The organism is Streptomyces nodosus (assembly GCF_008704995.1).
Lineage (GTDB): Bacteria > Actinomycetota > Actinomycetes > Streptomycetales > Streptomycetaceae > Streptomyces > Streptomyces nodosus.
In genome coordinates this window covers 3,946,408-3,970,724 of the sequence record NZ_CP023747.1, presented here as the reverse complement: position 1 = coordinate 3,970,724, position 24,317 = coordinate 3,946,408, and the positions used below count along the sequence as shown (strand labels likewise).

17 protein-coding genes are annotated in these 24,317 nt (G+C 72.7%); 8 read left to right on the top strand and 9 right to left on the bottom strand.

Features of this window, described 5'->3' with window-relative positions; genetic code table 11:
* Positions 1–229: 229 nt before the first annotated feature.
* Positions 230–2,089: a DUF4012 domain-containing protein gene (locus CP978_RS17935; RefSeq protein ID WP_052454161.1), complete on the bottom strand. Its 1,860-nt coding sequence runs from the start codon at positions 2,087–2,089 to the stop codon at positions 230–232.
* Between the two features lie 401 nt (positions 2,090–2,490).
* Between CP978_RS17935 and CP978_RS17930 the strand changes: the two genes are divergently transcribed.
* Entirely contained in the window at positions 2,491–3,756 is a 1,266-nt protein-coding gene (locus tag CP978_RS17930; protein WP_221500929.1) for a serine/threonine-protein kinase, read from the top strand.
* Positions 3,757–3,924: 168 nt separating this feature from the next.
* On the opposite strand, the gene CP978_RS17925 is transcribed toward CP978_RS17930, so the two are convergent.
* The 3 genes from CP978_RS17925 to CP978_RS17915 form a co-directional block, all read right to left on the bottom strand.
* A complete protein-coding gene (locus CP978_RS17925) occupies positions 3,925–4,680 on the bottom strand; it encodes a TIGR03943 family putative permease subunit (RefSeq protein ID WP_043442216.1) in 756 nt (251 codons plus the stop codon).
* Positions 4,677–5,720: a permease gene (locus tag CP978_RS17920; protein ID WP_043442214.1), complete on the bottom strand. Its 1,044-nt coding sequence runs from the start codon at positions 5,718–5,720 to the stop codon at positions 4,677–4,679. The genes CP978_RS17925 and CP978_RS17920 overlap by 4 nt, the downstream gene beginning before the upstream one ends.
* A 257-nt stretch (positions 5,721–5,977) precedes the next feature.
* Positions 5,978–6,946, bottom strand: a complete 969-nt coding sequence (locus CP978_RS17915; protein ID WP_043442211.1) for an LAETG motif-containing sortase-dependent surface protein — start codon at positions 6,944–6,946, stop codon at positions 5,978–5,980.
* Between the two features lie 306 nt (positions 6,947–7,252).
* Between CP978_RS17915 and CP978_RS17910 the strand changes: the two genes are divergently transcribed.
* The gene (locus CP978_RS17910) at positions 7,253–9,097 is read left to right on the top strand and encodes an alkyl/aryl-sulfatase (RefSeq protein WP_043442208.1); all 1,845 of its coding nucleotides are present in this window, start codon (positions 7,253–7,255) and stop codon (positions 9,095–9,097) included.
* Positions 9,098–9,117: 20 nt separating this feature from the next.
* Here CP978_RS17910 and CP978_RS17905 read toward each other — a convergent pair whose 3' ends face one another.
* Positions 9,118–10,461, bottom strand: coding sequence for a tetratricopeptide repeat protein (locus CP978_RS17905; RefSeq protein ID WP_043442205.1), 1,344 nt, complete (start codon positions 10,459–10,461; stop codon positions 9,118–9,120).
* Between the two features lie 255 nt (positions 10,462–10,716).
* Here CP978_RS17905 and CP978_RS36225 point away from each other — a divergent pair, with 255 nt between their 5' ends.
* The gene (locus CP978_RS36225) at positions 10,717–10,842 is read left to right on the top strand and encodes a hypothetical protein (protein ID WP_260421444.1); all 126 of its coding nucleotides are present in this window, start codon (positions 10,717–10,719) and stop codon (positions 10,840–10,842) included.
* A 54-nt stretch (positions 10,843–10,896) separates the two neighbouring features.
* Here CP978_RS36225 and CP978_RS36410 read toward each other — a convergent pair whose 3' ends face one another.
* The 3 genes from CP978_RS36410 to CP978_RS17880 all read right to left on the bottom strand — a co-directional run bounded on the left by CP978_RS36410 (position 10,897) and on the right by CP978_RS17880 (position 15,376).
* On the bottom strand, positions 10,897–13,068 hold the full coding sequence (locus CP978_RS36410) for a hypothetical protein (protein ID WP_063839062.1): 2,172 nt from the start codon (positions 13,066–13,068) through the stop codon (positions 10,897–10,899).
* 143 nt (positions 13,069–13,211) lie between these two features.
* Positions 13,212–14,351: a PP2C family protein-serine/threonine phosphatase gene (locus CP978_RS17885; RefSeq protein WP_043448844.1), complete on the bottom strand. Its 1,140-nt coding sequence runs from the start codon at positions 14,349–14,351 to the stop codon at positions 13,212–13,214.
* A gap of 389 nt (positions 14,352–14,740) precedes the next feature.
* Complete coding sequence (locus CP978_RS17880) at positions 14,741–15,376, bottom strand: NAD(P)-dependent oxidoreductase (RefSeq protein WP_043442201.1); 636 nt, start codon at positions 15,374–15,376, stop codon at positions 14,741–14,743.
* Between the two features lie 104 nt (positions 15,377–15,480).
* Here CP978_RS17880 and CP978_RS17875 point away from each other — a divergent pair, with 104 nt between their 5' ends.
* The 5 genes from CP978_RS17875 (at position 15,481) to metG (ending at position 22,381) form a co-directional block, all read left to right on the top strand.
* Positions 15,481–15,954: a hypothetical protein gene (locus tag CP978_RS17875; protein ID WP_043442199.1), complete on the top strand. Its 474-nt coding sequence runs from the start codon at positions 15,481–15,483 to the stop codon at positions 15,952–15,954.
* Positions 15,955–16,334: 380 nt separating this feature from the next.
* On the top strand, positions 16,335–17,243 hold the full coding sequence (locus tag CP978_RS17870; protein WP_043442197.1) for a membrane protein: 909 nt from the start codon (positions 16,335–16,337) through the stop codon (positions 17,241–17,243).
* Between the two features lie 154 nt (positions 17,244–17,397).
* Entirely contained in the window at positions 17,398–18,411 is a 1,014-nt protein-coding gene (locus CP978_RS17865) for an endonuclease/exonuclease/phosphatase family protein (protein ID WP_043442195.1), read from the top strand.
* 249 nt (positions 18,412–18,660) lie between these two features.
* Positions 18,661–20,496 carry a VWA domain-containing protein gene (locus tag CP978_RS17860; protein ID WP_043442193.1) on the top strand — a complete coding sequence of 612 codons (1,836 nt, stop codon included), beginning with the start codon at positions 18,661–18,663 and terminating at the stop codon, positions 20,494–20,496.
* A 169-nt stretch (positions 20,497–20,665) separates the two neighbouring features.
* Complete coding sequence (metG, locus tag CP978_RS17855) at positions 20,666–22,381, top strand: methionine--tRNA ligase (protein ID WP_043442192.1); 1,716 nt, start codon at positions 20,666–20,668, stop codon at positions 22,379–22,381.
* Positions 22,382–22,470: 89 nt separating this feature from the next.
* On the opposite strand, the gene aspS is transcribed toward metG, so the two are convergent.
* Complete coding sequence (gene aspS / locus CP978_RS17850; RefSeq protein ID WP_043442189.1) at positions 22,471–24,234, bottom strand: aspartate--tRNA ligase; 1,764 nt, start codon at positions 24,232–24,234, stop codon at positions 22,471–22,473.
* Positions 24,235–24,317: the final 83 nt, after the last annotated feature.

Here is a 24,317-nt window from a genome sequence, read left to right as displayed (position 1 = left end):
CGGCTCTCCCTGTGGTGCGCGAGAAGTTGCGCGAGAAGTGGGGGACCGCGGAACGCGATCCCGGGACAGAACACAATCCCGACCGCACCATACCGGTGCAATCGGTATATACCGGTCAACCCGCAGGGCGGTGGTGCCATCGGGTGACGGCACCGAGGAACAGGGAAACGCCTTGTCAGGGGGGTGCCGGCCGACCGGACCGGCACCCTGGCGCGGCGCTCCCGGGGGTCTACGTCCCCTTGCCCCGGCACCCGGGAAGGGGGTGCACCGTGGCGCGCAGCGGACGGGTCAGCCGTTGGCGCAGCACGGTGGGCGCCCGGTCGGACGGCGGCTCCACCAGATGCAGCGTCACCGTCCGGCTCGCTCCCGCGGGCACCTCGACGTCGAACGTGTAGACAGGGTGGCCCCGCTCGGCGCCCGGGGAGGTGACCGTGCTCTTCCCGTCGACGGTCGCCTCGGACAGCTCCGCACCTGCGGTGGCGAAGTAGGAGACCAGCAGCCGGTTGTCGCCGTGACGGGTGGTGCGGGTGGCCTCGTCCAGCCGGTCGGTTACATAGGAGGGGAGCCCCTTGGCCGGGGCACGGTTGGTGAGGACCGCCTTGACGGTGACCTCCCGGCCGGCCTCGGAGCAGCCCTCGGAGGACCATTCGAGGGTGCGGTCCAGGTAGTAGTCGAGTTTGGTGCCGCCCGCGTTGTTGACCACCAGCCCGGCATAGGGCTCGTGCCCCTGCGGCAGGGAGCCGCCCAGCGGGCGCGCCGCCAGTTCCCGCTGCTCCGTGGCATGGGCGCTCCAGGCGGTCATCTCCCCGCCGTGCAGCACCTGGTACAGGCCGAGCAGCAGGGCGGGCCGCCGCCGGGGGTCCTCGGCGGCGGACAGCAGCCGGCCGGCCGCGGCCCGTGCCACGTCCAGCAGGAACGCCTTGCGTCTGACCGGATCCCGGTACATCGCGTAGTTGGTGCGCTCGGTGAGGTCCACCACATTGTGTGCGGTGACGAGCGTGCCGTCGGTGGTGCGGGCCGGTCCGGCCGCCGCCAGCAGTCCGGACAGCGCCGCCGGGTCGAGCGACAGCACCCCGTCGACGCGCTGCCCGCTCTTGGCGAGCCAGGCGGCGGACCAGATGCGCGCGGCGTACGGGAAGTGGGGGCTCATATTGGAGTTGGGCCAGGTGTGCACCGCGTCGCCGCGCGCGTACATGGCCGTGAACTCGGCACCGAGGTCGACCTTGGGGCGGGCGTCCGCCATGTCGGTGTCCCGTCCGAACTCGGTCAGCGCCAACTCGCCCTTCTTCGCCGTCAGCACGGCGTAGGCGCCGGGCATCCCGCCGGTGCCACGCGCCTCGGCGGGATTCTGGAACACCAGGAGATAGCGACGGGTGCCGTCCTCCCCCAGTATCCCGGGCAGCAGCCGGGCGCCGACCGCGGCGTTCTCCATGACGGGTGCCATCCGGTCCAGCCCGCCGAGGAGTTGGTCCCGCACCCGGTCCACCGGGGGCAGCCAGGTCCCCCGCGGCAGCCCGGCCGCCAGCGCCCGGACCGCGGTCACCTCGTGCGCGGCGCGCTCCAGGTCCGGTGCGGCGTCGCGGAGTCCGGAGAGATCGAGGTGGCTGCCCCGGGCGTCGGCGGTGAGCCGGCCGACGGTGCGGACCACGGGCGGCAGGGCCCGCCCCGCGAGCCGGTCGAGCGCGCCGGCCGTCCCGCGTACGGTCTCGAAGGGGCCGCCGATCCACGGCAGCCGTGCCGCGGTGTACCAGGCGGGCCCGCTGGTGAGCCAGTGCGCGCGCCGGGCGTGGTTCGCCGCGGAACGGGTCGCGTCCCGGGCCTGCCGGTCGCGGCTCCCGGCGTCCTTCGCCGCCGGGGCCGATCCGCCGAGCGAGGTCATCGAGGTGCGCAGAGCCGTCAAGTCGCTCCGGGCCGCGACGAGTTCGCCGCGGGCGTACAGGCCCGTCACGGCGATCCAGCCCAGCCCGAGCAGCAGCAGGCCCCCGATCACCCACAGCAGGGGCTTGAGAAGACGGCGGTTGCGCCGCACCAGGCCGGCGACGGCGCCCAGGGCGGATCGGCCCGGGAGGGTGCGCGGGGTCCACGGCATACCGGATCCTCACCTTCGTCCTGCGTCGGGCCGCCCGTATCGCGTCGCGTCGATCGTCCGTGTCTCCAGGAGAATCCATCAATGGGGACCAGTGCGGTCAAAACAGGCTCGCTCGGGCAGGCCACAGACAGCGGAGCGGTGACACTCGTTCGGCAGTGCAGGGCCGTCGACACGACCGCCGGGCCGGGCCGGCGGGACTCCGGACGGGAGTGTCGGACACGCGAGGATTGTGCGACCGGATCGTTACGTCTCACCCGTCACAGAGGGGAGGCCGTGATCGAATCGGGTCGGCGTGCCCGTTAGGCTGGGAGCAGCCGCGGCACCCCACCATCACTCGCCCTGGCGGATTCTCGTCCGGCGGCGGTCGAATCGTCGTACGGCATTCGTCCCACGGCAGGAGGATGAACCAACAGGTGCTGATCGCGGGCCGCTACCAGTTGAACACCGCCATCGGGCGTGGCGCGATGGGGGAGGTCTGGCGGGCGTACGACCAGATGCTCGGCCGACCCGTCGCGGTCAAGGTTCTGCTCACCCATAACACCGACCCCACCGCGGACTCCCGCTTCCGTCTGGAGGCGCAGACCGCGGGTCGGCTGCACCACCCCCATGTGGTGGGCGTCCTGGACTTCGGGGAGCACGAGGGACAACTGTTCCTGGTGATGGAGCTGGTGGACGGCGACAGCCTCTCCCAGGTCCTCTCCGACGACGGACCACTGTCCGCCGACCGGGTCGCGGACATCGCGGCACAGGCCGCCTCCGGGCTCGCCGTGGCGCACGAGCAGAGCATCGTCCACCGGGACATCAAGCCGGGGAACCTGCTTCTCGACTCGAGCGGCGTCGTGAAGATCGGCGACTTCGGCATCGCGCGGTTCATGGACGACCCGTCGGCCGCGCTCACGGCGACCGGGCAGATCGTCGGCACCAGTCTGTACATCGCCCCCGAGCGCGCCCTGGGCAAGCCGGCCGGACCGCCCAGCGACGTCTACTCGTTCGGCTGTGTTCTCTATCAACTGCTCACCGGGCAGCCGCCGTTCCGGGGCAATTCTCCGATCGTGATCCTTCACCAGCATCTCGACTCCGCTCCGGTGCCGCCGCGTGAGCTGGGTGTCTCGCTGCCGCCCGCCTTCGAGAACTACCTGCTCAGCCTGCTGGCCAAGAAGCCCGAGGACCGGCCCACCGCACGGCAGGCCGCCGACTGGTTCGCCACCGGCGCCTGGCGGGGCCGCCCCGAACCGCTCCCGGCCGCGATCCCCGATCAGCATCACGCTCCGCCGGCCTCCGCGCTCATGGCGCCGCCGCGCCCCGAATCGGGACAGTCGACGACCTACAAGCTGCCGACCGCCGCCGGGGGGACGGGCCATCGGGCGGCCCACCGTCAGCGCCAGCAGGCCGCACCGCGCGGTGAGCGCCCCGTGTCGGGAAGCCGCCGTGAGCGTCCGCAGGCCGCGCCGCACCGTGAGCGGGGATCGACCGGGAGCCGCCGGGCGGAGACACGGCCCTCGGTGACGGCCCTGATCCTCCGCCAGCCGCGCACGGTGAAGCTGATCGCCGCGGCGGCGCTGTTCCTGACGGCGATGTTCGTCGGCATGACGCTGTTCTCCGAGGGCAGTTCGGCGGATCCCCCCGGGGAGACCCAGTCGAGCCCGGCCGCCGGACCGACGCCCTGAGGGCTCGCGTCCCGACAGCCCACGGCCTGAGGGCTCACGGCCCGAAGGTCCACGGCCCGACGGTCGGCCGCCCGCGTCGGCCGTAGCCGCATCCGCCGCATCCGCCACGTCCGTCCGACCCCGCGGCCTCGGACGGACGCCCGGGGACGACGGGCGCGTCCGCGGGTCTCAGCGGGTCGTGGCGAGCGGGAGGTCGTCCTTGTACGCGTTCACCGGCCGGTCGATCCGGTCGACGGTACGGGCGTCGAGCGCTGCCGGGGCGGATCTGGTGCCCAGGGTTCCGCCGGGGTGCCAGGTCCCGGTGACGGCGACCCAGGTGTCGGCGGGCAGCGCGGGAGCGCCGTGGATCCGTACCTTCACCGTCCGGGCGTCCGCCGCGCAGCACGACAGGACGATCCGGGTCAGATACCAGCCGTCCCGTTCGTCGGGCGTGACGAACCCGGTCAGCCGCACGCTGCGTCCCTCGACGCTCCCCCGGCGGTCCTGCTGCACCCGGCCGGTGAACTCCGTGAGCGTCATGGGCACGGGCGAGGTCGCGGGCAGCGGGTCGAAGTGCCGCTGCTCCGTGACGGCCTCGGGCGCCTCGCGGGAGGCGGTGTACGCGCCGAGGGCCGGCGGGGCGTAGAAGAGCAGGCTCAGCACGGGGAAGAACAGCAGCCAGGCGGCGCGGGGCAGGGTGGAGTGGTCATGGCCGTCGTGTCCCAGGTGCTCGGGAGACCCGGAAGGCTCATGGCCTTCCTGCCGCCCGCGCCGGTACGCGACCGCGTCCATGGCTCCCAGCAGAAGCAGCAGCACCCCCGAGGCGATCAGCAGCGGGCGCAGCCCCTCCTTGACATAGCGGAGGTACAGATCGCCGAGGAGCGAAATGCGCAGCAGGCCGAGGCCACCGAGGAGCAGCAGGATCGTCTGGGCGGGCCGTCTCACAGCAGCGCCCCTCCGATCAGCGCCCCGCACACCACCGCGACCACGGCCGTGGCGGCGGAGAACCGGAGGGCGAAGGCCCGGCCGAACGTGCCCGCCTGAAGGGCGATCAGCTTCAGGTCGACCATCGGCCCGACCACCATGAACACCAGCCGGGACAGGGGCGAGAAACCGGACAGCGAGGCCGCGACGAACGCGTCCGCCTCGGAGCACACCGCCAGCAGGACGGCCAGCCCGGCCATGAACAGCACCGACAGCCAGGGCGAGCCGGAGAACACATCGAGCACGGAACGCGGGACCATCACATTGAAGGTGGCGGCGGCCATGGCCCCGAGGACCAGGAAGCCGCCCGCGTGCAGGAAGTCGTGCTGGAAGCCGATCCTGAACTCCGTCCAGCGGCTGTGCCCCGGCTGGTGCCCGGTGTGCCGTGCGGTCGGCCGCAGCCAGGACTCCCGGCCCAGCCAGAGCCACAGCCAGCCCATCACCGCGGCGGTGGCCAGCGAGGCGAGCAGCCTGGCCAGGACCATGGCCGGGTTCCCGGGGAAGGCGATGGCCGTGGCGGTCAGCACCACCGGGTTGACGGCGGGGGCCGACAGCAGGAAGGCGAAGGCCGCGGCCGGGTGGACACCCCGGCGGATCAGGCTGTTCGCGACCGGCACCGAGGCGCATTCGCAGCCGGGCAGCACCACTCCGGCGACCCCGGCGACCGGTACCGCGAGCGCGGGGCGCCGGGGCAGGGCCCGGGTGAACACCCGCTCCGGTACAAAGGCGTTGATCGCTCCGGACAGGGCCGTACCGAGCAGCAGAAAGGGCAGCGCCTGCACGGTGACGGCGAGACAGACGGTGCGCCAGGCCCGCATCGCCGGTTCGTCCAGCCACCGGCTGAGAAGGAGGAGGGCCGGACCGGTGAGGGCGGCCGCCGCGAGCAGGAGCGGCAGGGGCAGGGACCGTCTCCCTGCGGGGGCGCCGTCGGTCGCCTCGGTGACCGGGACGGTCTCCTCGGTCTCCGCGGTCTCCTCGGCGCGAGTATCTGTCTTCTGCATGCCGGCTCCGAATGTCGGATGTTCAGATCGAACATAGCGGGAGCCGGGCCGCCCGCCGGAGCACCGCCACGCAGGGGACCACTCGGTCCGTCCTCTTGGTCCCGGCGCGGACGGGGCACCTGCTGTCCGGGCGTGCCGCCCTGCCGGGCCGTCGTGCCCCGGCTGCGGGCGCGGACCGGGACAAAGGTGGGCCCGGCGCTCATCGGGGGGAAAGAGCGCCGGGCCCGTGAAGGGTGGTCACAAGGACGCCGGAGGCGTCACACGCGGGTGCCGGAGGCGCGGCGCCGGGTGGCGACCGCGATGCCCGCGCCGGCCGCGAGGAGAGCCGCCGCGCCCGCCGCGATCGGCAGGGCGTTGCCGCCGCCCGTCTCCGCGAGGTCACCGGACGGGGTGGACGAGCCGCCGTCGGGCGTCACCCCGGCGGGTGCGCTCGACTCGTCGGCGGGCGAGGCCGAGATCGAGGTGGAGGAGGACGGGGTGGCCGAGGCGTCCGGCGAGGCGGTGGTCGCGGGGCTCGACTCGGGCGCGGTGGTGGCCGACTCGGACGCGTCGGGCGCCGGGGCGGACGCGGTGGGCTCGACGGTTTCCGCCGGGGTGCTCGGCGAGTCGGCCGTGCAGTCCTTGGTGCCGCCGTTCCAGGCCGCGATCAGCTTGTCCTTGATGACCGGGCGGTCGGGGCCCTTGGGCACGTCACCGTGCTCGAAGCCGTCGTTCGCGTCGAGCTTCCCGTCGAACTTCACCTTGCCCCGGTACAGGTCGACCTGCGCGAAGCAGCCCGCGTCCGGCACCGAGATGTCCAGGGAGTCGGTCTCGCCGCGCTTCACCGTCACGGAGTCGAAGTTGTGGAAGACCTGGAGCCCCGAGGTGTTGAAGGAGGAACCGTGCGCCAGGTACGAGGCGAGGGAGGCCGTACAGGTCGTCGCGTCGCCCGCGGCCCGTACCTTGATGTGGACCTTGCCGTCCTCGGTCGGCCGCAGGTTCTGGTCGTCGACCCGGACCGAGTCGGTGAAGGTGGTCCCGTCCAGCGAGAACTGGCAGCGGTCGGCCTCGGTCACCGTGCCCGGGCCCTTGCCCGACGCGTAGCCGCCGCGGTCGCCCTTGTTCCAGCCATGGCCGCCGGGCGCGTCCGAGGCCCAGGCGGCACCGCCGGTGACGGCGGTGAGGGTGAGCGCGGCGGCGCCCGCCCCCAGCAGCCGGCGAACGGTGACACGTCTGATGATGGGCATACGGTCCCCAATTTTCATGAGCGAAGACCCTGGCGACGGCGGCGGGCAGCGCGAGGCAACCGGGGACCGTGGCCGGGAGAGAGTGGTCGAAGAGAAACACCGGGGTCACGGATCACGTGAGCCGCAGTTCGAGCACATAGTCGATCACCCTGCGGTAACTGTCAACTTCACTGACCCGACGGCGACTTCATTCCACATCACCTTTCGGCCACATCAGGAATACAACATTCCGCACCCTGGTGCCGCGGCGCCTCGAACGGTCCCCCACCGCTGGCACCCCGTCTCGTCCGCCCCGAAGCTGGCCCCATGGACGCCCCGCCCCAGGACGGCTCTCCGCCCTTCGAGGACCGGACCGACTTCGAGAACGCCGACCGTGGATTCGTCGCCGCCCTCGTGCCCGGGGTGGTGACGGCCGAGGACGGCCGGGTGGTGTGGGACGGGGATGCGTACGGGTTCCTCGACGGGGACTGCCCCGACACGGCGCATCCCGGCCTGTGGCGGCAGTCCCGGCTGTGCGCGCGGCAGGGACTGTACGAGGTGACCGAGGGCGTCTACCAGGTGCGCGGTCTCGGCCTGTCCCATATGACCGTGGTGGAGGGCCATGACGGGATCGTGGTCGTCGATCCGCTGGTCTCCGCCGAGTGCGCGGCGGCCGCTCTCGCTCTCTATCGGCGGCACCGCGGGGAACGGCCCGTCACCGGGCTGATCTACACCCACTCCCATGTCGACCACTTCGGCGGGGCCCGCGGTGTGCTGCCGGGCGACGCGGAGTCGGGCGTGCCGGTCCTGGCGCCCGTCGGGTTCCTGGAGCACGCGGTCAGCGAGAACGTGTTCGCCGGCCCCGCGATCGCCCGCCGCGCCGGGTTCATGCACGGCACGCGGCTGCCCAAGGCGCCCGACGGACAGATCGGCACGGGCCTCGGCCCGGCCCTGTCCTCCGGCACGGTCACCCTGCTCCCTCCGACGGTCGACATCACCCACAGCGGGCAGACGGAGACCCTCGACGGAGTCCGGATCCTGTTCCAGCTGACCCCGGGCACCGAGGCACCGGCCGAGATGAACTTCCTCCTCACCGACCAGCGCGCCCTCTGCCTCGCCGAGAACGTCACGCACACCCTGCACAACATCCTGACCCTGCGCGGCGCCCCCGTCCGCGACGCCCGGGTGTGGTCCCGCCACCTCGACGAGGCCATCGACTTCTTCGCCGAGGGCTATGACGTGGCCTTCGCCTCGCACCACTGGCCGACCTGGGGGCATGAGAACGTCGTCCGGCTGCTGACCGAGCAACGGGACCTGTACGCGTATCTGCACGACCAGACGCTGCGGCTGCTGAACAGCGGTCTGACGGGCCCGGAGATCGCGGAGGAGCTGCGGCTGCCGCCGGCCCTGGAGGGCGCCTGGCACACACGGGGCTACTACGGGTCCCTGAGCCACAACGCCAAGGGTGTCTACCAGCGGTACCTGGGCTGGTACGACGGCAATCCCGCCCATCTGTGGGAGCACCCCCCGGTGCCGCTGGCCCAGCGGTACGTGGAGGTGGCGGGCGGCCCGGAGGCGACGCTCGAGGCGGCCCGCCGGTACGCCGCCGAGGGGGACCTGCGCTTCGCCGCCACCCTCCTCAACCACCTCGTCTTCGCCGCCCCGGACCACGAGGCGGCGAAGGAGGCGCTGGCGGACGTGTACCGACGGCTCGGGCACGGCGCCGAGAACGGGCCCTGGCGCAACATCTATCTGACCGCGGCGCAGGAACTGCTGGGGAAGGCCGACGGACCCGCCGTCGCCACGGACGCCTCCGGGATGACCTCGGCGCTCACCGTCGGCATGCTGCTGGACTCCCTCGCAGTGCGCATCGACGGGCCGCGCGCGGCGCGCGAACCACGGCTGATCATCGACCTGGTGGTGATCGACGAGCAGCGCCGGCACCGGATCAACCTGGAGCACGGGGCGCTCACCCATCGAAGCCTGCCCCTGCACCGCACACCGAGACCGCACGCGGGCCTGACGCTCACCCTCACCCGGCCCGAACTCCTGGGCCTGCTCATGGGCAAGGGTCTCGCGGGCATCGAGACGGAAGGGGACCGGGGGCTGCTGAAGCGGCTGTTCTCCTATGTGACCCGGCCGGACCGGGAGTTCCCGGTCGTCACCCCCTAGGGCGTGTTTCGAAAGTGCCGCTACAGCGGTGGCTGCGCCGGTGCCGGGCCCAGGGTCGTCGTGCCCGGGGCGGTGCGATGGCCGAGGCCCGTGCGGTACGCGTCCAGGGCCGCCTCCACCCGGCCGGTGCGGCGCAGCAGATCGCCGAGCAGCCGGCACAGATCCGCCAGGTCGCCCGCCGCGCCCGCCCGCTCCAGCAGGCTGAGCGCGCGCACATAGTGCTCCTCCGCGGCCTCCGTGTCGCGGGCGTCCTCCGCGATGATGCCGAGCAGACGGTGCGCGGCGGCGGAGTGCACCGCGCCGCGCTCGGAGCTGAGATCGCCGAGGACACGGTGCAACAGCTCGGCGGCCTCCTCCGATCTTCCCCGCCGGTGCAGCACATCCGCCAGTTCCACCGCGACCTGGCTGCTGTAGAGGGCGGCCCGCTTCTCGGAGAGCATGGCGAGCGCGTCGCGCAACTCGTTCTCGGCACGCTCCAGTTCGCCGTTCTGGGCGTACAGATAGCCGCGCATCCAGTGGCAGTTGGCCAGCTCGGTGCGGATCTGGAGCTGCCGGTACAGCTCGGCGGCCTTGGCGAGGGAGGCGTCCGCCTCGGCGACCCGGCCCTCCGCGATGAGGGTGCGGGCCACCGAGCGGTGCATGCGCGCCACCAGCGCCGGATCGCCCACCTGGGGGGCGAGGGCCAGCGCGAACTCGGCCGCCTGCGCCGCCCGCACATGCGCGCCCATGTCCATGTACGGGCCGATGGCACTGGCGTAGAGCAGCAGCAGGGAGTCGGGGTCGTGCAGTCCGCTGCGGTTGAGCTCGTCGAGGGTGGACTCCAGCAGATAGCAGGCGTACCGGAGTTCACCGGCGAGGTAATGGGAGACGGCGCGTCCGCGCAGCGCCGGGACCCGGCTGGGCAGCGGCGCGTCGGCCAGGCACTCCTCCGCCCGCTCGAAGTGCCGCCGCCCCGTCACCAGGTCCCCCAGCTCCATCGCGCACTCGCCGAGCCCGAGCAGCGCCGCGGCCCGTTCGGCGTCCAGCCCGTGAGTCTCGGCCTCGGCCAGCAGGGCGCGGTACTGCTCGGCCGCGACCTCGGCCTCACCGGTGGCGAGGGTGCGCTGGGCGTCGGTGAGCCTCAGGCGCAGCGCGGTGGCGAGATGGGTGGGACGGCCGGTGGCCAGTTCCTCGAAGGCGACGCCGAGCCGCTCGGCGAGGTGCCGCAGCGCCTCGTCGGAGGGACGGACCCGGCCGGACTCCAGAGTGGAGATATAGGCGGGCGTGTATGCGGGCTCAGCCAACTGCTTCTGGGTCATGCCGCGTTCATGCCGCAGCTGCTGCACCCTGCGCCCGATCGTCTCCGGGTCGTCTCGCTCCGCCATGGGATTCATCATGCCAGTAAGCACAGTTACGTCGGGGTGGTCGGCAAAGCCGCCGTCGAACGCGCTGGCTACGGCTCAACTTGCCCTGGCGCCCTTTCGGTTCAGCCCCTCCACCCCCTACGTTAGGAGCGCATTAAGCTCGCTTGATCCGCCGTTTTAGTTGCGAGGTCGGTTGCCGTGCCCCCACACCCTTCCGTACGCCACGGCCGTGTATCACCGCGTTATGCGAGGGGCCTGGCGGCAGCCCTCGTGGCCGTGGCCGCCCTGATCGCGGCGGCCCATGTGAACCCGGTCCGGGCGTCGGAGCCGCTGCCCGCCGTGGGGGAGTCGGCGGCGCCCGCGCACGCCTGGACGGTTCTGCCGCCCACCCTGGCCCGTTGATGCCCTGGCGTGACCGCGGAACCCGGAGGCGGCACGGCGGGTGACCGCGCGCCGTCATGGCTGGGTCTGGAGCCGCCCCTGCAGACGGCGAAGGCGTTCCTGGACATGGTGCAGGGCGCCCTCGCGCCGTCCCGGCACCCGTTCCCGAAGGCCCGCCAGGGTGCGGCCCAGTTCGCGGGCCCGGGCCGGGTCGCCGATGCGGCCCCACTGGTGGTGGGCCCGGTCCACAGCCGCCTCCACCGCCGGGTCGTCCGGGCTCTGACCGGCCGACAGACGGGCGGCGGCGACCGCCATCCAGGCCTCACAGCTGCGGCCGGCGTCGCCCGCGAGCATCGAGATGTCGGCACGGACCTCCCCCCAGTGCAGCGCCTCCGCGGACCCGGCCCCGTGCTCCCGCACCGCACCCTGCTCCCACCGCACCACCAACGCCTCCGCCTCCGCATGCCGACCGCCCTGCACGGCGAGCGTGAGCGCGGTATGGGCATCCGACACTTCCGGCTCCGGGCCCGACGGGGCCGGGACGACGACGGGGAGGGCGGCGTACGGGGCCGGTGCTCCCGGGTCCGGGTCCGACGGGGCCGGGACGACCGCCGGGAAGGCGGCATACAGGTCCGACGCCTCCGGATCCCGGTCCGACGGGGCCGGGACGACCGCGGGATGGGCGGCGTACGGGACCGGTGCTCCCCGGTCCGACGGGACCGGGACGACGGCTGGCACGGTGTACGGAGACGGTGGCGTCGAAGCGACAGCCGACGGTGCGGCATCCGAGGCCGACGCTCCGGGGACGGCCGACGACACGGTGTCCGGGGGCGATGGCGTCGAAGCGACAGCCGACGGTGCGGTGTCCTGGGCAGACGACCGTGGGCGGATCGCCGGCGGCGCGGCATACCGGGCCGACGCTCCCAGGTCCGCGTCCGACGGGGGCGGGACGACGGTCAGAGGGACCGTACGGGGGTCCGGTCGCGCCGGGACGGCGGCCAGGGGTGTGGGGTCCGGGGCCGACGATCCCGGGGTCGGACCTCCCGGAGGGAGGCCGTGTGCGGCCCGCGCTGGCGGGGCGTCCGCCGGGGGTGCAGTACGCAGGTCCGGCACCGCCGGGGACGGACGTGCCGAACGGCGGCCGTTCGGGTCCGACGGCTCCGGAGCCACCGCCGAGGGCGCACCGCCGGAGGCCGAAGGCTCCGGAGCGACGGGTGACGGCACTGCACGCACGTTCGACGCCCCCGCGGCCGAGCCGCCCGAACCACGCCCCCGCAGGTCCGACGGCTCCGGAGCCTCGCCCGAAGGCGCACCGCCCGGGGCCGACCGCTCCGGAGCGGCGGTCAGGGGTGTGGCAGGCGGACCCGACGGGTGCCGGGCCGGCCGGCCCGGGCGGCGGCCGTACGAGGCCGGTGCCGCCGGAGCGACAGCTGCGGCATCCGGATCCGGTGCCGCGGCGGAGAGAGGCCCGGCACCGTGATGCGGCGGTGCCGGAGTGACGGCCGAGGGCGCGGCAGCCGGGAGCGGGCCCCCCGGGCCGTGGCCGTGGCCGTGGAACCCCGACGGTGCGGGGCCGGAGTACGGGGCCGGTGCGTACCACGACGGCACCGGTCCGCCGGGCGTCAGGACGATGTCGCCCCGGTTGCCGGAGGTCTCCGCGTACGCCCGGGTCAGCGCGTCGTGGTGCAGGACCGTCGGCTCGGGGCGCCGGCCGCTGCGCAGGATCGTCGCCAGGGCCTTCATGTACGCCGGAAGGGCCGGCGCGCGGCGCGACGGCGGCGGGGCGACACGGCCCAGGAGAAGCACGGTGGGGCCGCAGTCGAGGGGCTCCATGGCCAGGCGCCGCCAGGACTCCGCGTCCGCGTGCAGATCCGCGAACACCGTCGTCGTACCGGGCGGACGCAGCCGCAGTTCCTCGCGGATCCACTGCCAGGGGAAAGCGGTGTAACGGACCGTGGCCGGGGTGGTGCGGGCCAGCGCCAGATGCGGCTGCCGTTGACGGCGGTCGAGCTGGAGCTGCCCGACGAGGAACACCGTCAGCGGGTCGGGGACGGCCGCGGCGGCCCGCAACCGGGTCAGCACCGCCTGTGGCTCGATCGGGTCGGCCAGCTCGACCACGTTCGCCGTGTCCGTGCCGGACAGCACCGACGGGGCGACCGCCGCGAGCACCGGGAGCACGGACGCCGCGTCCACCAGACGTCCCTTGCCCGCCGGTGAGGCCGCGAGCAGCAACACGGTTCCCGGCATCGTTCCCTCCCCCGCTCGATCAGGTACGTCAGCACGGTAACGGCTGCGCCTGCAAAGGAGGCGGAAGAAGCGCAAACGCCCTCTCACGGTCTCCTCGCACGGCGTTCACACGGAACGGCCTGTTCGCGGCCGGGGAAGGCGGCTCAGCGTGCCCGTACCGGGCGGCGCCGTACCGCGAAGATCGTCGTGTCGTCCGCGAGATGGCCCCCGCAGTGGCGCAGCGTGCCGTCCCGGACGCAGCGCACCAGCCGTCCGGGCTCGACGACCCGCGGGTCCTCGGCCAGCGCCCGCGCCACCCGCTCCCGCAGCGGAAAGAACTCCCCCTTGCCGTCCCGTGTCTCGGACACCCCGTCCGTGACCAGCAGCAGCGTCTCGTCGTCCGCGAGCGGCATGCGCAGCGGCGGCGGCAGCCCGTCGCCCAGGCTGCCCAGGCCCAGCGGGAGTCCGCCGCCCAGCGGCAGGGACCGTACGCCGTCGGGGGCGACCACCAGGGGCGGCTCGTGCCCGAAGTTGATCACCTCCACCCAGGGGGAGCCGTGCGGCGAGAAGCCGACCAGCACGGCGGTGGCGAAGCGTTCCTGGTCGGAGCGGCCGATCTCGGCGGCGTAGCGCACATGGCGCCGCATCCGGCTCTCCAGCCGCTCGGCGACCGTGGTGAGCAGGGGTTCGTGATAGGCCGCCTCACGGAAGGTGCCGAGCAGCGCCGAGGCGGCGGCGACGGCGCCCAGACCCTTGCCCTGGACATCGCCGATCAGCACCCGGGCCCCCTGCGGGCCGGGCTGGATGTCGTAGAAGTCGCCGCCCACCCGGGCGACGCTGTCCGCGGCGAGATAGACCGCCGCATGGTCGAGACCGCCCCAGCCGGCCGGCAGCGGACGCAGTACCGCACGCCGGGTGGTGTCGACGACGTTCTGCATGTGCAGCATGCGCCGCTCGCCGCGCACCCGGACCGCGCAGGCCGTCACGGCGAGCGCGCTGCCCACCACGACCAGGATGAAGTCCGGCACCCCGGTCCGGAACTGGTACGGCCAGGCACGGTCCTCCAGTTCGAAGGTGAGGACGGCCAGGACCGCGATGACGAGCGTGGCGCGCAGCCCGCAGATCGCGGCGGCGATTCCGGGCACGAGCACGACCCAGGAGAGGGTCCGGAACTCGCTGGTGGTGTTCCAGTCGAGCACCGCGATGGCGAGCAGCAGAACGAGCGGCGGCACCCAGGCGACGCTGTGCCCGCGCAGGGTCAGGAGCCGGTGCCGCTCCGGCAGGGTGTCGGCGCCCGCGGTCAGGGGGTGCCGGTCGTGCCCGGGTCCTGCGGGCCCGCCCCGTACGGAGCCGCGCGGAACGGCCCGGCCGGTCTCGTCCGGACCGCCCAGCACGGACTCGTCGGGCACGGAGACGGCGGGCAGCGGCCCGGGGGCGGAGGTGCCGCCCGGCGCCTCGTCGGAGGTGAAGGGGTCGGAGGGGTCGGAGGGGTCGGAGAACGAGGCCCCGAGGGCGGCGGGCCCGGGACCGCGGTGCGCAAGACCGTGCCGCAGCGGGCGTCGGCGCAGTGGCCCGCGGTCCGGACGGCCGTGTCGCAGGAGACCTCGCCACCGGCGCACGATCCCGGCCTCCTTCCCCCGGCCCCCTTCCGGCCGTTCGTCGGGTGATCGCTCGGTGGGCACCGGTTCCGCCGTCAGTACGCGACCGACATCCGGGCACGCGGGTGCGTGTCCTGCTCCAGTTCGTCGACGCATGCGACCGCGAAGTCCTCGGCGCTGATCCGGCTGTCGCCGTGCGCGTCGGTGAGCAGCCGGTCGTCGTCCACCCGGAAGCGGCCGGTGCGCTCGCCGGGGCCGATCTCGGCGGCGGGGGAGACATAGGTCCAGTCCAGGTCGTCGACCGTGCGGTAGAACTCCAGGACCGTGCGGTGGGCGAGCGCCTCGGCCCGGTACTTCTCCGGGAAACCGGGCTGGTCGCACAGTTGCCGCCCGGGGGCCGCCTCCAGGCTCCCCGCGCCGCCGACCACCAGGAGCCGTCGCACCCCGCTCTCCCGCACGCCCTGGGCGAGGGCGCGGTTGAGGGCGAGAAAGGGCTGTTCCGGGTCCGAGCCGTCCCGGGGCGGCGCGCAGGCGCTCACCACCGCGTGCGCCCCCGTCGCCAGCGCGGCGGTCGCGGCCGGGTCCGAGGCGTCCGCCGCGGCGGCGGTCACCCCGGGCACGGGGGAACGGCCGGAGCGGCTCACGGCCGTGACCCGGTGCCCGCGCTGTCTGGCCTCCGCGGCGATCCGACTGCCCACCATTCCCGTCGCCCCGAACAGCACGATCCTCATGAGCCCCAGCGAAACACGGCCCCGCGGGCCCCGCATCCCGACTTGCCCGAGGCCCCGGTCAGGTGTGCGCTGGAGTGCGGGGGCCGGGAGAGAGGAGTGTTCCCATGAGCCATGCGGCACCTGTGCCAGGGACATCGCGCGAACCCGTCGGACGGCCGCGTACGACCGTCGAGATCCCGCGCCCGCCCGAGGTCTTCGACCGGCGTGTGCACTCGATCGCACGGATCGTGCTGCCCATCGCCCTCGGGCTCCTCTACGGCCTCTGGGCCGCGGGGATCAGACGTGCCGGCGGCGCCATCACCGGCGGGAACCTGCTGTTCGGTTTTGTGTGCGCGATCGTGTTCGCGGTGCTGTGCATCGCCCTGCTGACGATCGCCCCGCGCCTGCCACGGGTGCGACGGGCGCTGCTGTGGGCGGTGTTCACGGGCATCGCGTTCGGCTTCCTCTACAGCCAGACCGGCCACAGCGTGCTGCGCGCCGCCGGCATCTCGATCGCGCTCGCGGTGGCCGCCTTCGTGTTCGACTACTACCGCTACTACGGCCACGAACAACGGGGGGACCTCCGGTCGCCCGGCTGACCCGGCGCCGGACCGCCCTCCGGCCCTCCGGCCCTCCGGCGCACAAGACCCCGGTCGTCGGCTCCCGCCGGCACCGGGGTCTCATGCGTCTCCCTCACTCACCCCGTCACCCGGGATCCGCTCCCGGGAGCCGGTCGAGTAGCCGGAATCTGCTCTCCCCACCACCAGATAACACCCGTTCCGGTGAACCCTCCACCGGAGAGCACGGCCACCGGGACCCGCCGCCGCGGTCGGGGCCACGCCTCGGGGCCGGGGACGGCCCGTCCGCACGCCCCACTCCGGCACCCATTCCTACGATCTGTCACCCGTCGGATCGTCATATCCACCCATGTGCAGGCCGATGACTCGCCGATCGTCCGGGGGCACGTTTCGCTGAGGACGTGTCCCGACGCGTCCGCACCGTCCGCACCGTGCTCTCCGTGCTGCTGATCGGCATCGCGTGTCTGCTCGCGCCGCTCGGTGTGCTCGCCTCATGGGCGAAGTACGGCATCGAGGACCGCGCCCGCTACACCGCCACCACCGCCCCGCTCGCCGCGGACGCCGAGGTCCGGGAGGCCATCGCCGCCGCGGTCACCGACGGCATCATGCGCGAGGTGCATGTGGGGCAGCCGCTGAAGGGCTCGGTGCATGCCTTCGTCCATGACGCGGTCCGTTCGTTCACCGCCACCGACGCCTTCCGCACCGCCTGGGACACGGCGAACCTCACCGCCCATGAAGCCGTGATGCGTGCCCTGCGCGGGGACGGCGACCGCCCCGTCACCATCGACCTGGCCCCCGCCACCGAGCGGCTGAAGCGTCAACTCGCCGACGATCATGTGCCGTTCGCGGGCCGTATCCCGGTCGCGCACACGGAGATCACGCTGCTGCAGTCGGAGGACCTGACCAACCTCCGGAAGGGGTTCCATGTGCTCGAAGTGACCGGCTTCTGGCTGCCCGTCGCGGCGGTCGGCTTCGCTGTGACCGGCATCCTGGTGGCCGTGTGCCGGCGCCGTGCGGTGCTGGCGACCGGGCTCGGCACCGCGCTGGGCGCGGCGGTGCTCTGCGTCGCGATCGCGGTCGGCCGCCGGATGACGCTGAGGGACCTCCCGGCGGACGTCTCGGAAGCGGCGGCCGGCGCGGTCTACGACGCGCTCACCCGGACGCTGCGGACGGCCTGCTGGGTGCTGATGGCGCTCGGGCTCACGGTCGCCCTGATGGCCTGGCTCACCGGGATGTTCCTACGGCGTCGGCGCGCATCCGGGGCGCCCGCGCAGGTCCCGGCGGACGAGGCGCCGAGCGTCCAGGCCTGACACGATCACCCGTACTCGTGGGGCGGGGGCTCTCCGCCCTCGTCCGCCCGGTCCCGCCTCCGCTCCTGCTCCCACTGGCAACCATTTCCCCGCCACTCCCGTCTTCGAGGGAGGATTCGGACACCGGGTCCACCGAGGGGGAGGGCGGCGGTACATGGCGACGACGACCGCGGAACGGACCGGGCCGGCCCCGACCCGGCGAAGTTCCGGGGGGCGGATCCTGGGAGCCTGGTGCGCCGGGCTGCTGCTCGCCGGGGTGAGCGTCGTCGTGGGCTGCCGCGCCGCCGACACCGACGCGGCCACCCCCGTCCCGCAACTGCTCGCCTTCCTGCCCTGGCTGCTCGCCCCCACCGCCTTCGCCCTGCTGCTCGCCCTGCTCTCCCGCTGGCGTACCGGCACGGTCTGGGGCGTCCTGGTGCTCGCCGCGCTCGTCTGGTTCATCGAGCCGTACGGGAAGTCCGACGACCCCACCGGCACCGCGCTCGCCGAGTTCCGGGTGCTGACCTCCAATGTGGAGTACGGCCGCGGCACCGCGTCCCTGGTGCCCGCCATCCGCCGCGAACGCCCCGACATCGTGTTCGTGCAGGAGTGCGAGCATCACTGCTCCGCGCTGCTGGAGCAGGCCTTCGGCGGCGCCACCGGCGCCTACCCCTATCGGCAGGCCGTGGAGGGGTCCGGGTCCGACGGGTCGCTCATCCTGAGCCGGTTCCCGCTGAAGGCGGCGCCCGGGGTGCCCGGCCGGATGGGCATGCCCGGCGCCGTCGCCGATGTCCGCGGCCATGCCGTACGCCTCCAGCTCGCCCACCCGATGGCCCCGGTGCTCGGCCGACTTGCGCCGTGGCGTCATGAACTGGGGGAGCTGCGGGCCTACGCGGCGGCCGGCGAGGGCGCCCCCACGGTGCTCGCCGGAGACTTCAACGCCACCCAGGACCACGCCGCCTTCCGTCGCATTCTCGACACCGGTCTACGGGACGGCGCCCGCCTCGCCGGCAAATCCCGTACCCCCTCCTGGCCCGCCAGGACCGCCCCGCAGTTCGGCGCCCAGATCGACCATGTGCTGCTCTCCCGGGACTTCTCCGTGAACTCGGGACACTTTCTGGACATCTCCGGGACCGACCATCGGGCCCTTCTCGTCGACATCACGCTCCACGAGCGCCGCCCGGCCTGAGCGCACGCGGGGCACTCGGTCGGTGAACCGTGGGGATCCGTAAGGCGGTTGGGGCGGCGGGCGGCGGGGATCGACACCGCGGGGGCGACCGGCGCGGCAGCACACTCGATGACGGCCGAATCGCGGTATTGACATCGGGTGCTTCCGATGTTTGGACCCTACCCAAGATCGTCGTCTATGACCGCTAACCTTACGTGTCCGTCCTGGCCAGGGATTGACGGGCATCAACTCATGCGAAGGGTTGCGCACATGGGCATTCTCACTCTCCTGCGGAACGCGTTCGGCCGCTCACGCAAGGGTCGCTCCGCCGAGGAGGAGCCTTCGCGGGAGACGTCGACGTCCGCGCAGGCGACGGCGACGGAGCCGGAAGCATCCGCCGCGGAGTCCTCCGAGCCGACGACGACCGGGCCCGAGATCCCGGCGCAGCAGTCGTCGGACCAGGCGGAGGAACACGACCTGGTGTCGGCGGCGTTCGACCAGGTCACCGTGCCGAGGCAGGCCGCGCCGAACCAGAACGCGGCGGAGGCTCCGGAGTCCGGGACGCCGGTCACGACCGAGGCGACCACCGAGGGGGAGCCCGGGACGCCGGTTGCGGCGAAGCCCGGGACCGAGGCGTCGGCCGCGGTGACGGAGACGGCGGAGCCCGAGGCCGCACAGGCGCCGGAGCCCGTGGCCGAGGTCGCTCCCGAGCCGGAGCCCGCCGCCGCGGCCGAGCCGGCCGCGGACGTCACCTCCGAGCCTGATGCGGAACCGGTGGCCGAAGCAGCCCCCGAGCCGGCCGGGGATGTCACCGCCGAACCGGCACAGCAGCCCGCCGCGGACGCAGCGCCTGAGCCCGAAACCGCACCTGTCGCGGAGCCCGCTGCCGAGGCGGCCCCTGCCACCGAGCCCGAGCCGGCCACGGACAGCGCTCCCCAGCCGGAGCAGAAGCCCGAGCCCGCGGCGGAGGCGGAACCCGTTTCCGAGCCCGAGGCCGCTGCGGAGGCGACGCCCGAGCAGGCGCCCCAGTCGGAGCCGATCGCCGAGACGGCCCCCGAGCCCGCCGCCGAGACGCCGGAGCCGGCGCCCGAGACCGCAACGGAACAGGACCCGGAGCCGGAGCCGGTGTCCGAGGCGGCCGACGAGCCTGAGACCGCGCCCAAGCCCGAAACCGAAACGACGTCGGCCCCGGAGCCCGAGGCCGAAACGGCAACGGCCCCGGAACCCGACGCCGAGACCGCCGCCCCCGAGCCGGCCGCGGACGTCACCCCCGAGTCCGAGCCGACGGTCGAAGCAACCCCCGAGCCCGAGGCCACCCCGGTCGTCGACGACTCGGCGACGGCCGACGACAGCGACAGCGAGGCCAAGACGGCCGAACCCGTCCAGTCCTCCGAAGCCACCGAAGCAGCCGAAGCCCCGAAATCCGCCGAAGCCGCCGCCCAGGCGACAGAGCCCGCGCTCCCCCTCGCCCGGATCGAGTCCCACGCCCCCGGTCTCGCCACCGCCTACCGGGCCGCGGCGGCCGCCCTGGAGAAGTACGAGCTCACCGGCACCCGGGCCAGGGTCTATCTCGTCCTGGACCGCTCCGCCTCCATGCGTCCGTACTACAAGGACGGCTCCACCCAGGCCCTGGGCGAGCAGGCCCTCGCGCTCGCCGCCCACCTCGACCCGGAGGCGACCGTCCGCGTCGTCTTCTTCTCCACCGAGCTGGACGGCACCGGGGAGCTGACCCTCGCCGAACACCAGAACAAGGTCGACGACCTGCACGCGGGCCTCGGCCGGATGGGCCGCACCAGCTACCACGCGGCCGTCGAATCGGTGCTCGCCCACCACGGAGAGTCGTCGGACCCCGCCCTGGTGATCTTCCAGACGGACGGCGCGCCGGACGCGAAGACCCCGGCCACCCAGTCCCTCACGGGCGCCGCGGAGAGCCACCCGGACGTCTTCTTCTCCTTCGTCGCCTTCGGGGACCCGGAGAACAAGGCCTTCGACTACCTCCGCAAGCTCAAGACCGACAACACCGCGGCCTTCCTCGCCGGTGAGACCCCGCGCGAGCTGACCGACGCCGAGGTCTACGAGGGCCTGCTGGCGTCCTGGCGCCCGTAGCCACCCCCGCCGATCCACCGCAGCTCCCCCGGGCCGCCCCTTCCCACGCCTCGAAATGGGAAGCGGGCGGCCCGGTCGTGTCGGCTACGATTTCAAGGTTCGTAGACGATGCAGACGCCCCGCAGAGGGAACGATCGTCACTCCACGTAGCGACCTGGGAGCAGCCGCGATGGCTCGACACCTCATCACCAGCGCCCTTCCGTACATCAACGGGATCAAGCACCTGGGCAACATGGTGGGGTCCATGCTCCCGGCGGACGTGTACTCCCGGTACCTCCGCCAGCGCGGCCACGACGTGCTCTACATCTGCGCGACCGACGAGCACGGCACCCCGGCGGAGCTCGCCGCCAAGGAGCAGGGCCTCCCGGTGGACGAGTTCTGTGCGAAGGCCCATGACGCCCAGAAGGCGGTCTACGACGGCTTCGCCCTCGCCTTCGACTACTTCGGCCGCAGCTCGTCCGCCGAGAACGTCGAGATCACCCAGCACTTCGCCCGCCGGCTCAAGGAGAACGGCTTCATCGAGGAGCGGGCGATCCGCCAGGTCTACTCCCCCGCGGACGGCCGCTTCCTGCCCGACCGCTATGTGGAGGGCACCTGCCCGCACTGCGGTTACGACAAGGCCCGCGGCGACCAGTGCGAGAACTGCACCCGGGTCCTGGACCCCACGGATCTGATCGACCCCCGCTCGGCGATCTCCGGCTCCACGGAGCTGGAGGTCCGCGAGACCAAGCACCTCTTCCTCCTCCAGTCGAAGCTCCAGCACGAGGTCGAGGAGTGGGTGGCCCGCCATGAGCCGCACTGGCCGCACCTGGCCTCCTCGATCGCCCGCAAGTGGCTGACCGAGGGCCTGCACGACCGGGCGATCACCCGCGATCTGGACTGGGGCGTCCCGGTCCCCGCCGACACCTGGCCGGAGCTGGCGGCCGAGGGCAAGGTCTTCTACGTCTGGTTCGACGCCCCGATCGAGTACATCGGCGCCACCAAGGAGTGGTCCGACCAGGACCCGGAGAACCGGGACTGGAAGAGCTGGTGGTACGACGTGGACGACAAGGTGCGCTACACGGAGTTCATGGCCAAGGACAACGTCCCGTTCCACACGGTGATGTTCCCCGCCACGGAGCTGGGTGTGCGCGAGCCGTGGAAGAAGGTCGACTACGTCAAGGCCTTCAACTGGCTGACGTACTACGGCGGGAAGTTCTCCACGTCCCAGAAGCGCGGCGTCTTCACCGACCAGGCCCTGGACATCCTGCCCGCCGACTACTGGCGCTACTTCCTGATCGCCAACGCGCCCGAGTCGGACGACTCCTCCTTCACCTGGGAGCACTTCACGGCCACGGTGAACAAGGACCTGGCCGACACCCTGGGCAACTTCGTCAACCGCGTGCTGTCCTTCTCCCGGAAGCGCTTCGGCGAGGAGGTCCCGGCGGGCGGCGAGCCGGGTGAGCCGGAGGCGAAGCTGGGCGAGGAGATCGCGCGGCTCCTCGGTGAGTACCAGGAGCACATGGAGTCGCTTCAGTTCCGCAAGGCGGCGGCGGCCCTGCGGGCCCTGTGGTCGGCGGGCAACTCCTATCTGGAGGAGAAGGCCCCCTGGCTGGAGATCAAGACCGACAAGGAGGGCGCCGCCCTCACCCTGCGCACCGCGATGAACCTGATCCATCTGTACGCGGTGGTCTCGGAGCCGTTCATCCCGTCGACGTCGGCCGCGATGCGCTCGGCGTTCTCGCTGGCCGACGACACGGCGACCTGGGTGACGCCTGAGGAGGCCAGGTCCCTGACCGCGGTCCCGGCCGGCACCCCCTTCATCGTGCCCCCGGTCCTGTTCGCCAAGCTGACGGACGACGACCTGGCCGCCTACAAGGAGCGCTTCGGCGGCGAGTCGGAGTAGCCGCGGGGCAAGCCGAACGAAAGCGGCTCGGAACCGGTGACCGGTTCCGAGCCGCTTTCGTTCACGCGCCTGCTTCCGCCTGCTTCCGCCTACTTCGACTGCGGCTTGCGCACCGACAGGTGGAGTTCCCTCAGGCGGGACTCGTCCAGCTCGGTCGGGGCACCCATCATCAGGTCCTGGGCGTTGCCGTTGAGCGGGAAGGAGATGGTCTCGCGGATGTTGGGCTCGTCCGCGAGGAGCATGACGATGCGGTCGACGCCCGGCGCGATGCCGCCGTGCGGCGGGGCGCCGAAGCGGAACGCGCGGAGCATACCGGCGAACTTCTCCTCGACGGTGTCACGGTCGTAGCCCGCGATCTCGAAGGCCTTGAGCATGATGTCCGGCTCGTGGTTGCGGATGGCGCCGGAGGACAGCTCGACACCGTTGCAGACGATGTCGTACTGCCAGCCCAGGATGTCCAGCGGGTCCTGGGTCTCCAGGGCCTCCAGACCGCCCTGCGGCATCGAGAACGGGTTGTGGGAGAAGTCGATCTTCCCCGTCTCCTCGTCCTTCTCGTACATCGGGAAGTCCACGATCCAGCAGAAGCGGAAGACGCCGTCCTCGAACTGGCCGGCGCGCTTGGCGGCCTCCACCCGCACCGCGCCCATGATCTTCGAGACCTCGTCGAACTCACCCGCGCCGAAGAACACCGCGTGGCCGGAGGCCAGCGACAGCCGCTTGGTCAGCTCCGCGACGTTCTCCTCCGTCAGGAACTTCGCGATCGGGCCGGTCAGCGCACCGTCCTCGCCGACCCGCACCCAGGCCAGGCCCTTCGCGCCCTGCTCCACCGCGTACTCGCCGAGCTGGTCGAAGAACTTCCGGGGCTGTCCTGCGGTGTCCGGCACCGCCAGCGCGCGCACATGCTTGCCCGCGAACGCCTTGAACTCCGAGCCCGTGAAGACATCGGTGATGTCGACGAGCTCCAGCTTGGCGCGCAGGTCCGGCTTGTCGGAGCCGTACTTCAGCATCGCCTCGCGGAACGGGATCCGCGGGAAGGGCGAGGTGACATGGCGGCCGCCGCCGAACTCCTCGAAGAGCTCCGTCATGAGCTTCTCGATCGGCTGGAAGACGTCCTCCTGCTCGACGAAGCTCATCTCGACGTCGAGCTGGTAGAACTCGCCCGGCGAACGGTCCGCGCGGGCATCCTCGTCGCGGAAGCAGGGCGCGATCTGGAAGTAGCGGTCGAAGCCCGAGATCATCAGCAGCTGCTTGAACTGCTGCGGGGCCTGCGGCAGGGCGTAGAACCGGCCCGGGTGGACCCGGGAGGGGACCACATAGTCACGGGCGCCCTCCGGGGAGGTGGCGGACAGGATCGGCGTCGCCATCTCGTTGAAGCCGAGCGCGGTCATCTTGTGGCGGATGGCGGAGATGACCGCCGTGCGCAGCATGATGTTGCGGTGCATGCGCTCACGGCGCAGGTCCAGGAAGCGGTACTCCAGGCGCCGCTCCTCGTTGACCCCGTCCTCGGCGTTGATGGTGAAGGGGAGCGGGGCGGCCGCGCCCAGCACCTCGACCTCGCCGACCTCGACCTCGACCTCACCGGTCGGCAGATCCGGGTTCACGTTCTCCGCGCCGCGGGAGACGACCTTGCCGTCGATACGGACGACCGTCTCCTTGGAGAGCTTGTCCAGCGCCTCGTACGCGGGGGTGCCGGGGCGGGCGACGAGCTGCGTGATGCCGTAGTGGTCGCGCAGATCGATGAAGAGGATGCCGCCCAGGTCGCGCCGATTGTGCAGCCAGCCGCTCAGCCGGACGTCGCTGCCGACGTCAGAGGCGCGGAGCTCGCCGCAGGTGTGGGACCTGTACCGATGCATCGTCGTTCATCCAGTCTTCGCGGATCGGGCGTCTTCCCGGGGTCGCTCCCCGGCGCCTCCGGGCGGACAGGGCCCGGACCTAC

Coding starts and splice junctions, on each gene's coding strand:
- CP978_RS17935 (WP_052454161.1), bottom strand. CDS start 2,089: ATGCCGTGGACCCCGCGCACCCTCCCGGGCCGATCCGCCCTGGGCGCC.
- CP978_RS17930 (WP_221500929.1), top strand. CDS start 2,491: ATGAACCAACAGGTGCTGATCGCGGGCCGCTACCAGTTGAACACCGCC.
- CP978_RS17920 (WP_043442214.1), bottom strand. CDS start 5,720: ATGCAGAAGACAGATACTCGCGCCGAGGAGACCGCGGAGACCGAGGAG.
- CP978_RS17915 (WP_043442211.1), bottom strand. CDS start 6,946: ATGCCCATCATCAGACGTGTCACCGTTCGCCGGCTGCTGGGGGCGGGC.
- CP978_RS17910 (WP_043442208.1), top strand. CDS start 7,253: ATGGACGCCCCGCCCCAGGACGGCTCTCCGCCCTTCGAGGACCGGACC.
- CP978_RS17905 (WP_043442205.1), bottom strand. CDS start 10,461: ATGGCGGAGCGAGACGACCCGGAGACGATCGGGCGCAGGGTGCAGCAG.
- CP978_RS36410 (WP_063839062.1), bottom strand. CDS start 13,068: ATGCCGGGAACCGTGTTGCTGCTCGCGGCCTCACCGGCGGGCAAGGGA.
- CP978_RS17880 (WP_043442201.1), bottom strand. CDS start 15,376: ATGAGGATCGTGCTGTTCGGGGCGACGGGAATGGTGGGCAGTCGGATC.
- CP978_RS17875 (WP_043442199.1), top strand. CDS start 15,481: ATGAGCCATGCGGCACCTGTGCCAGGGACATCGCGCGAACCCGTCGGA.
- CP978_RS17865 (WP_043442195.1), top strand. CDS start 17,398: ATGGCGACGACGACCGCGGAACGGACCGGGCCGGCCCCGACCCGGCGA.
- CP978_RS17860 (WP_043442193.1), top strand. CDS start 18,661: ATGGGCATTCTCACTCTCCTGCGGAACGCGTTCGGCCGCTCACGCAAG.
- metG (WP_043442192.1), top strand. CDS start 20,666: ATGGCTCGACACCTCATCACCAGCGCCCTTCCGTACATCAACGGGATC.
- aspS (WP_043442189.1), bottom strand. CDS start 24,234: ATGCATCGGTACAGGTCCCACACCTGCGGCGAGCTCCGCGCCTCTGAC.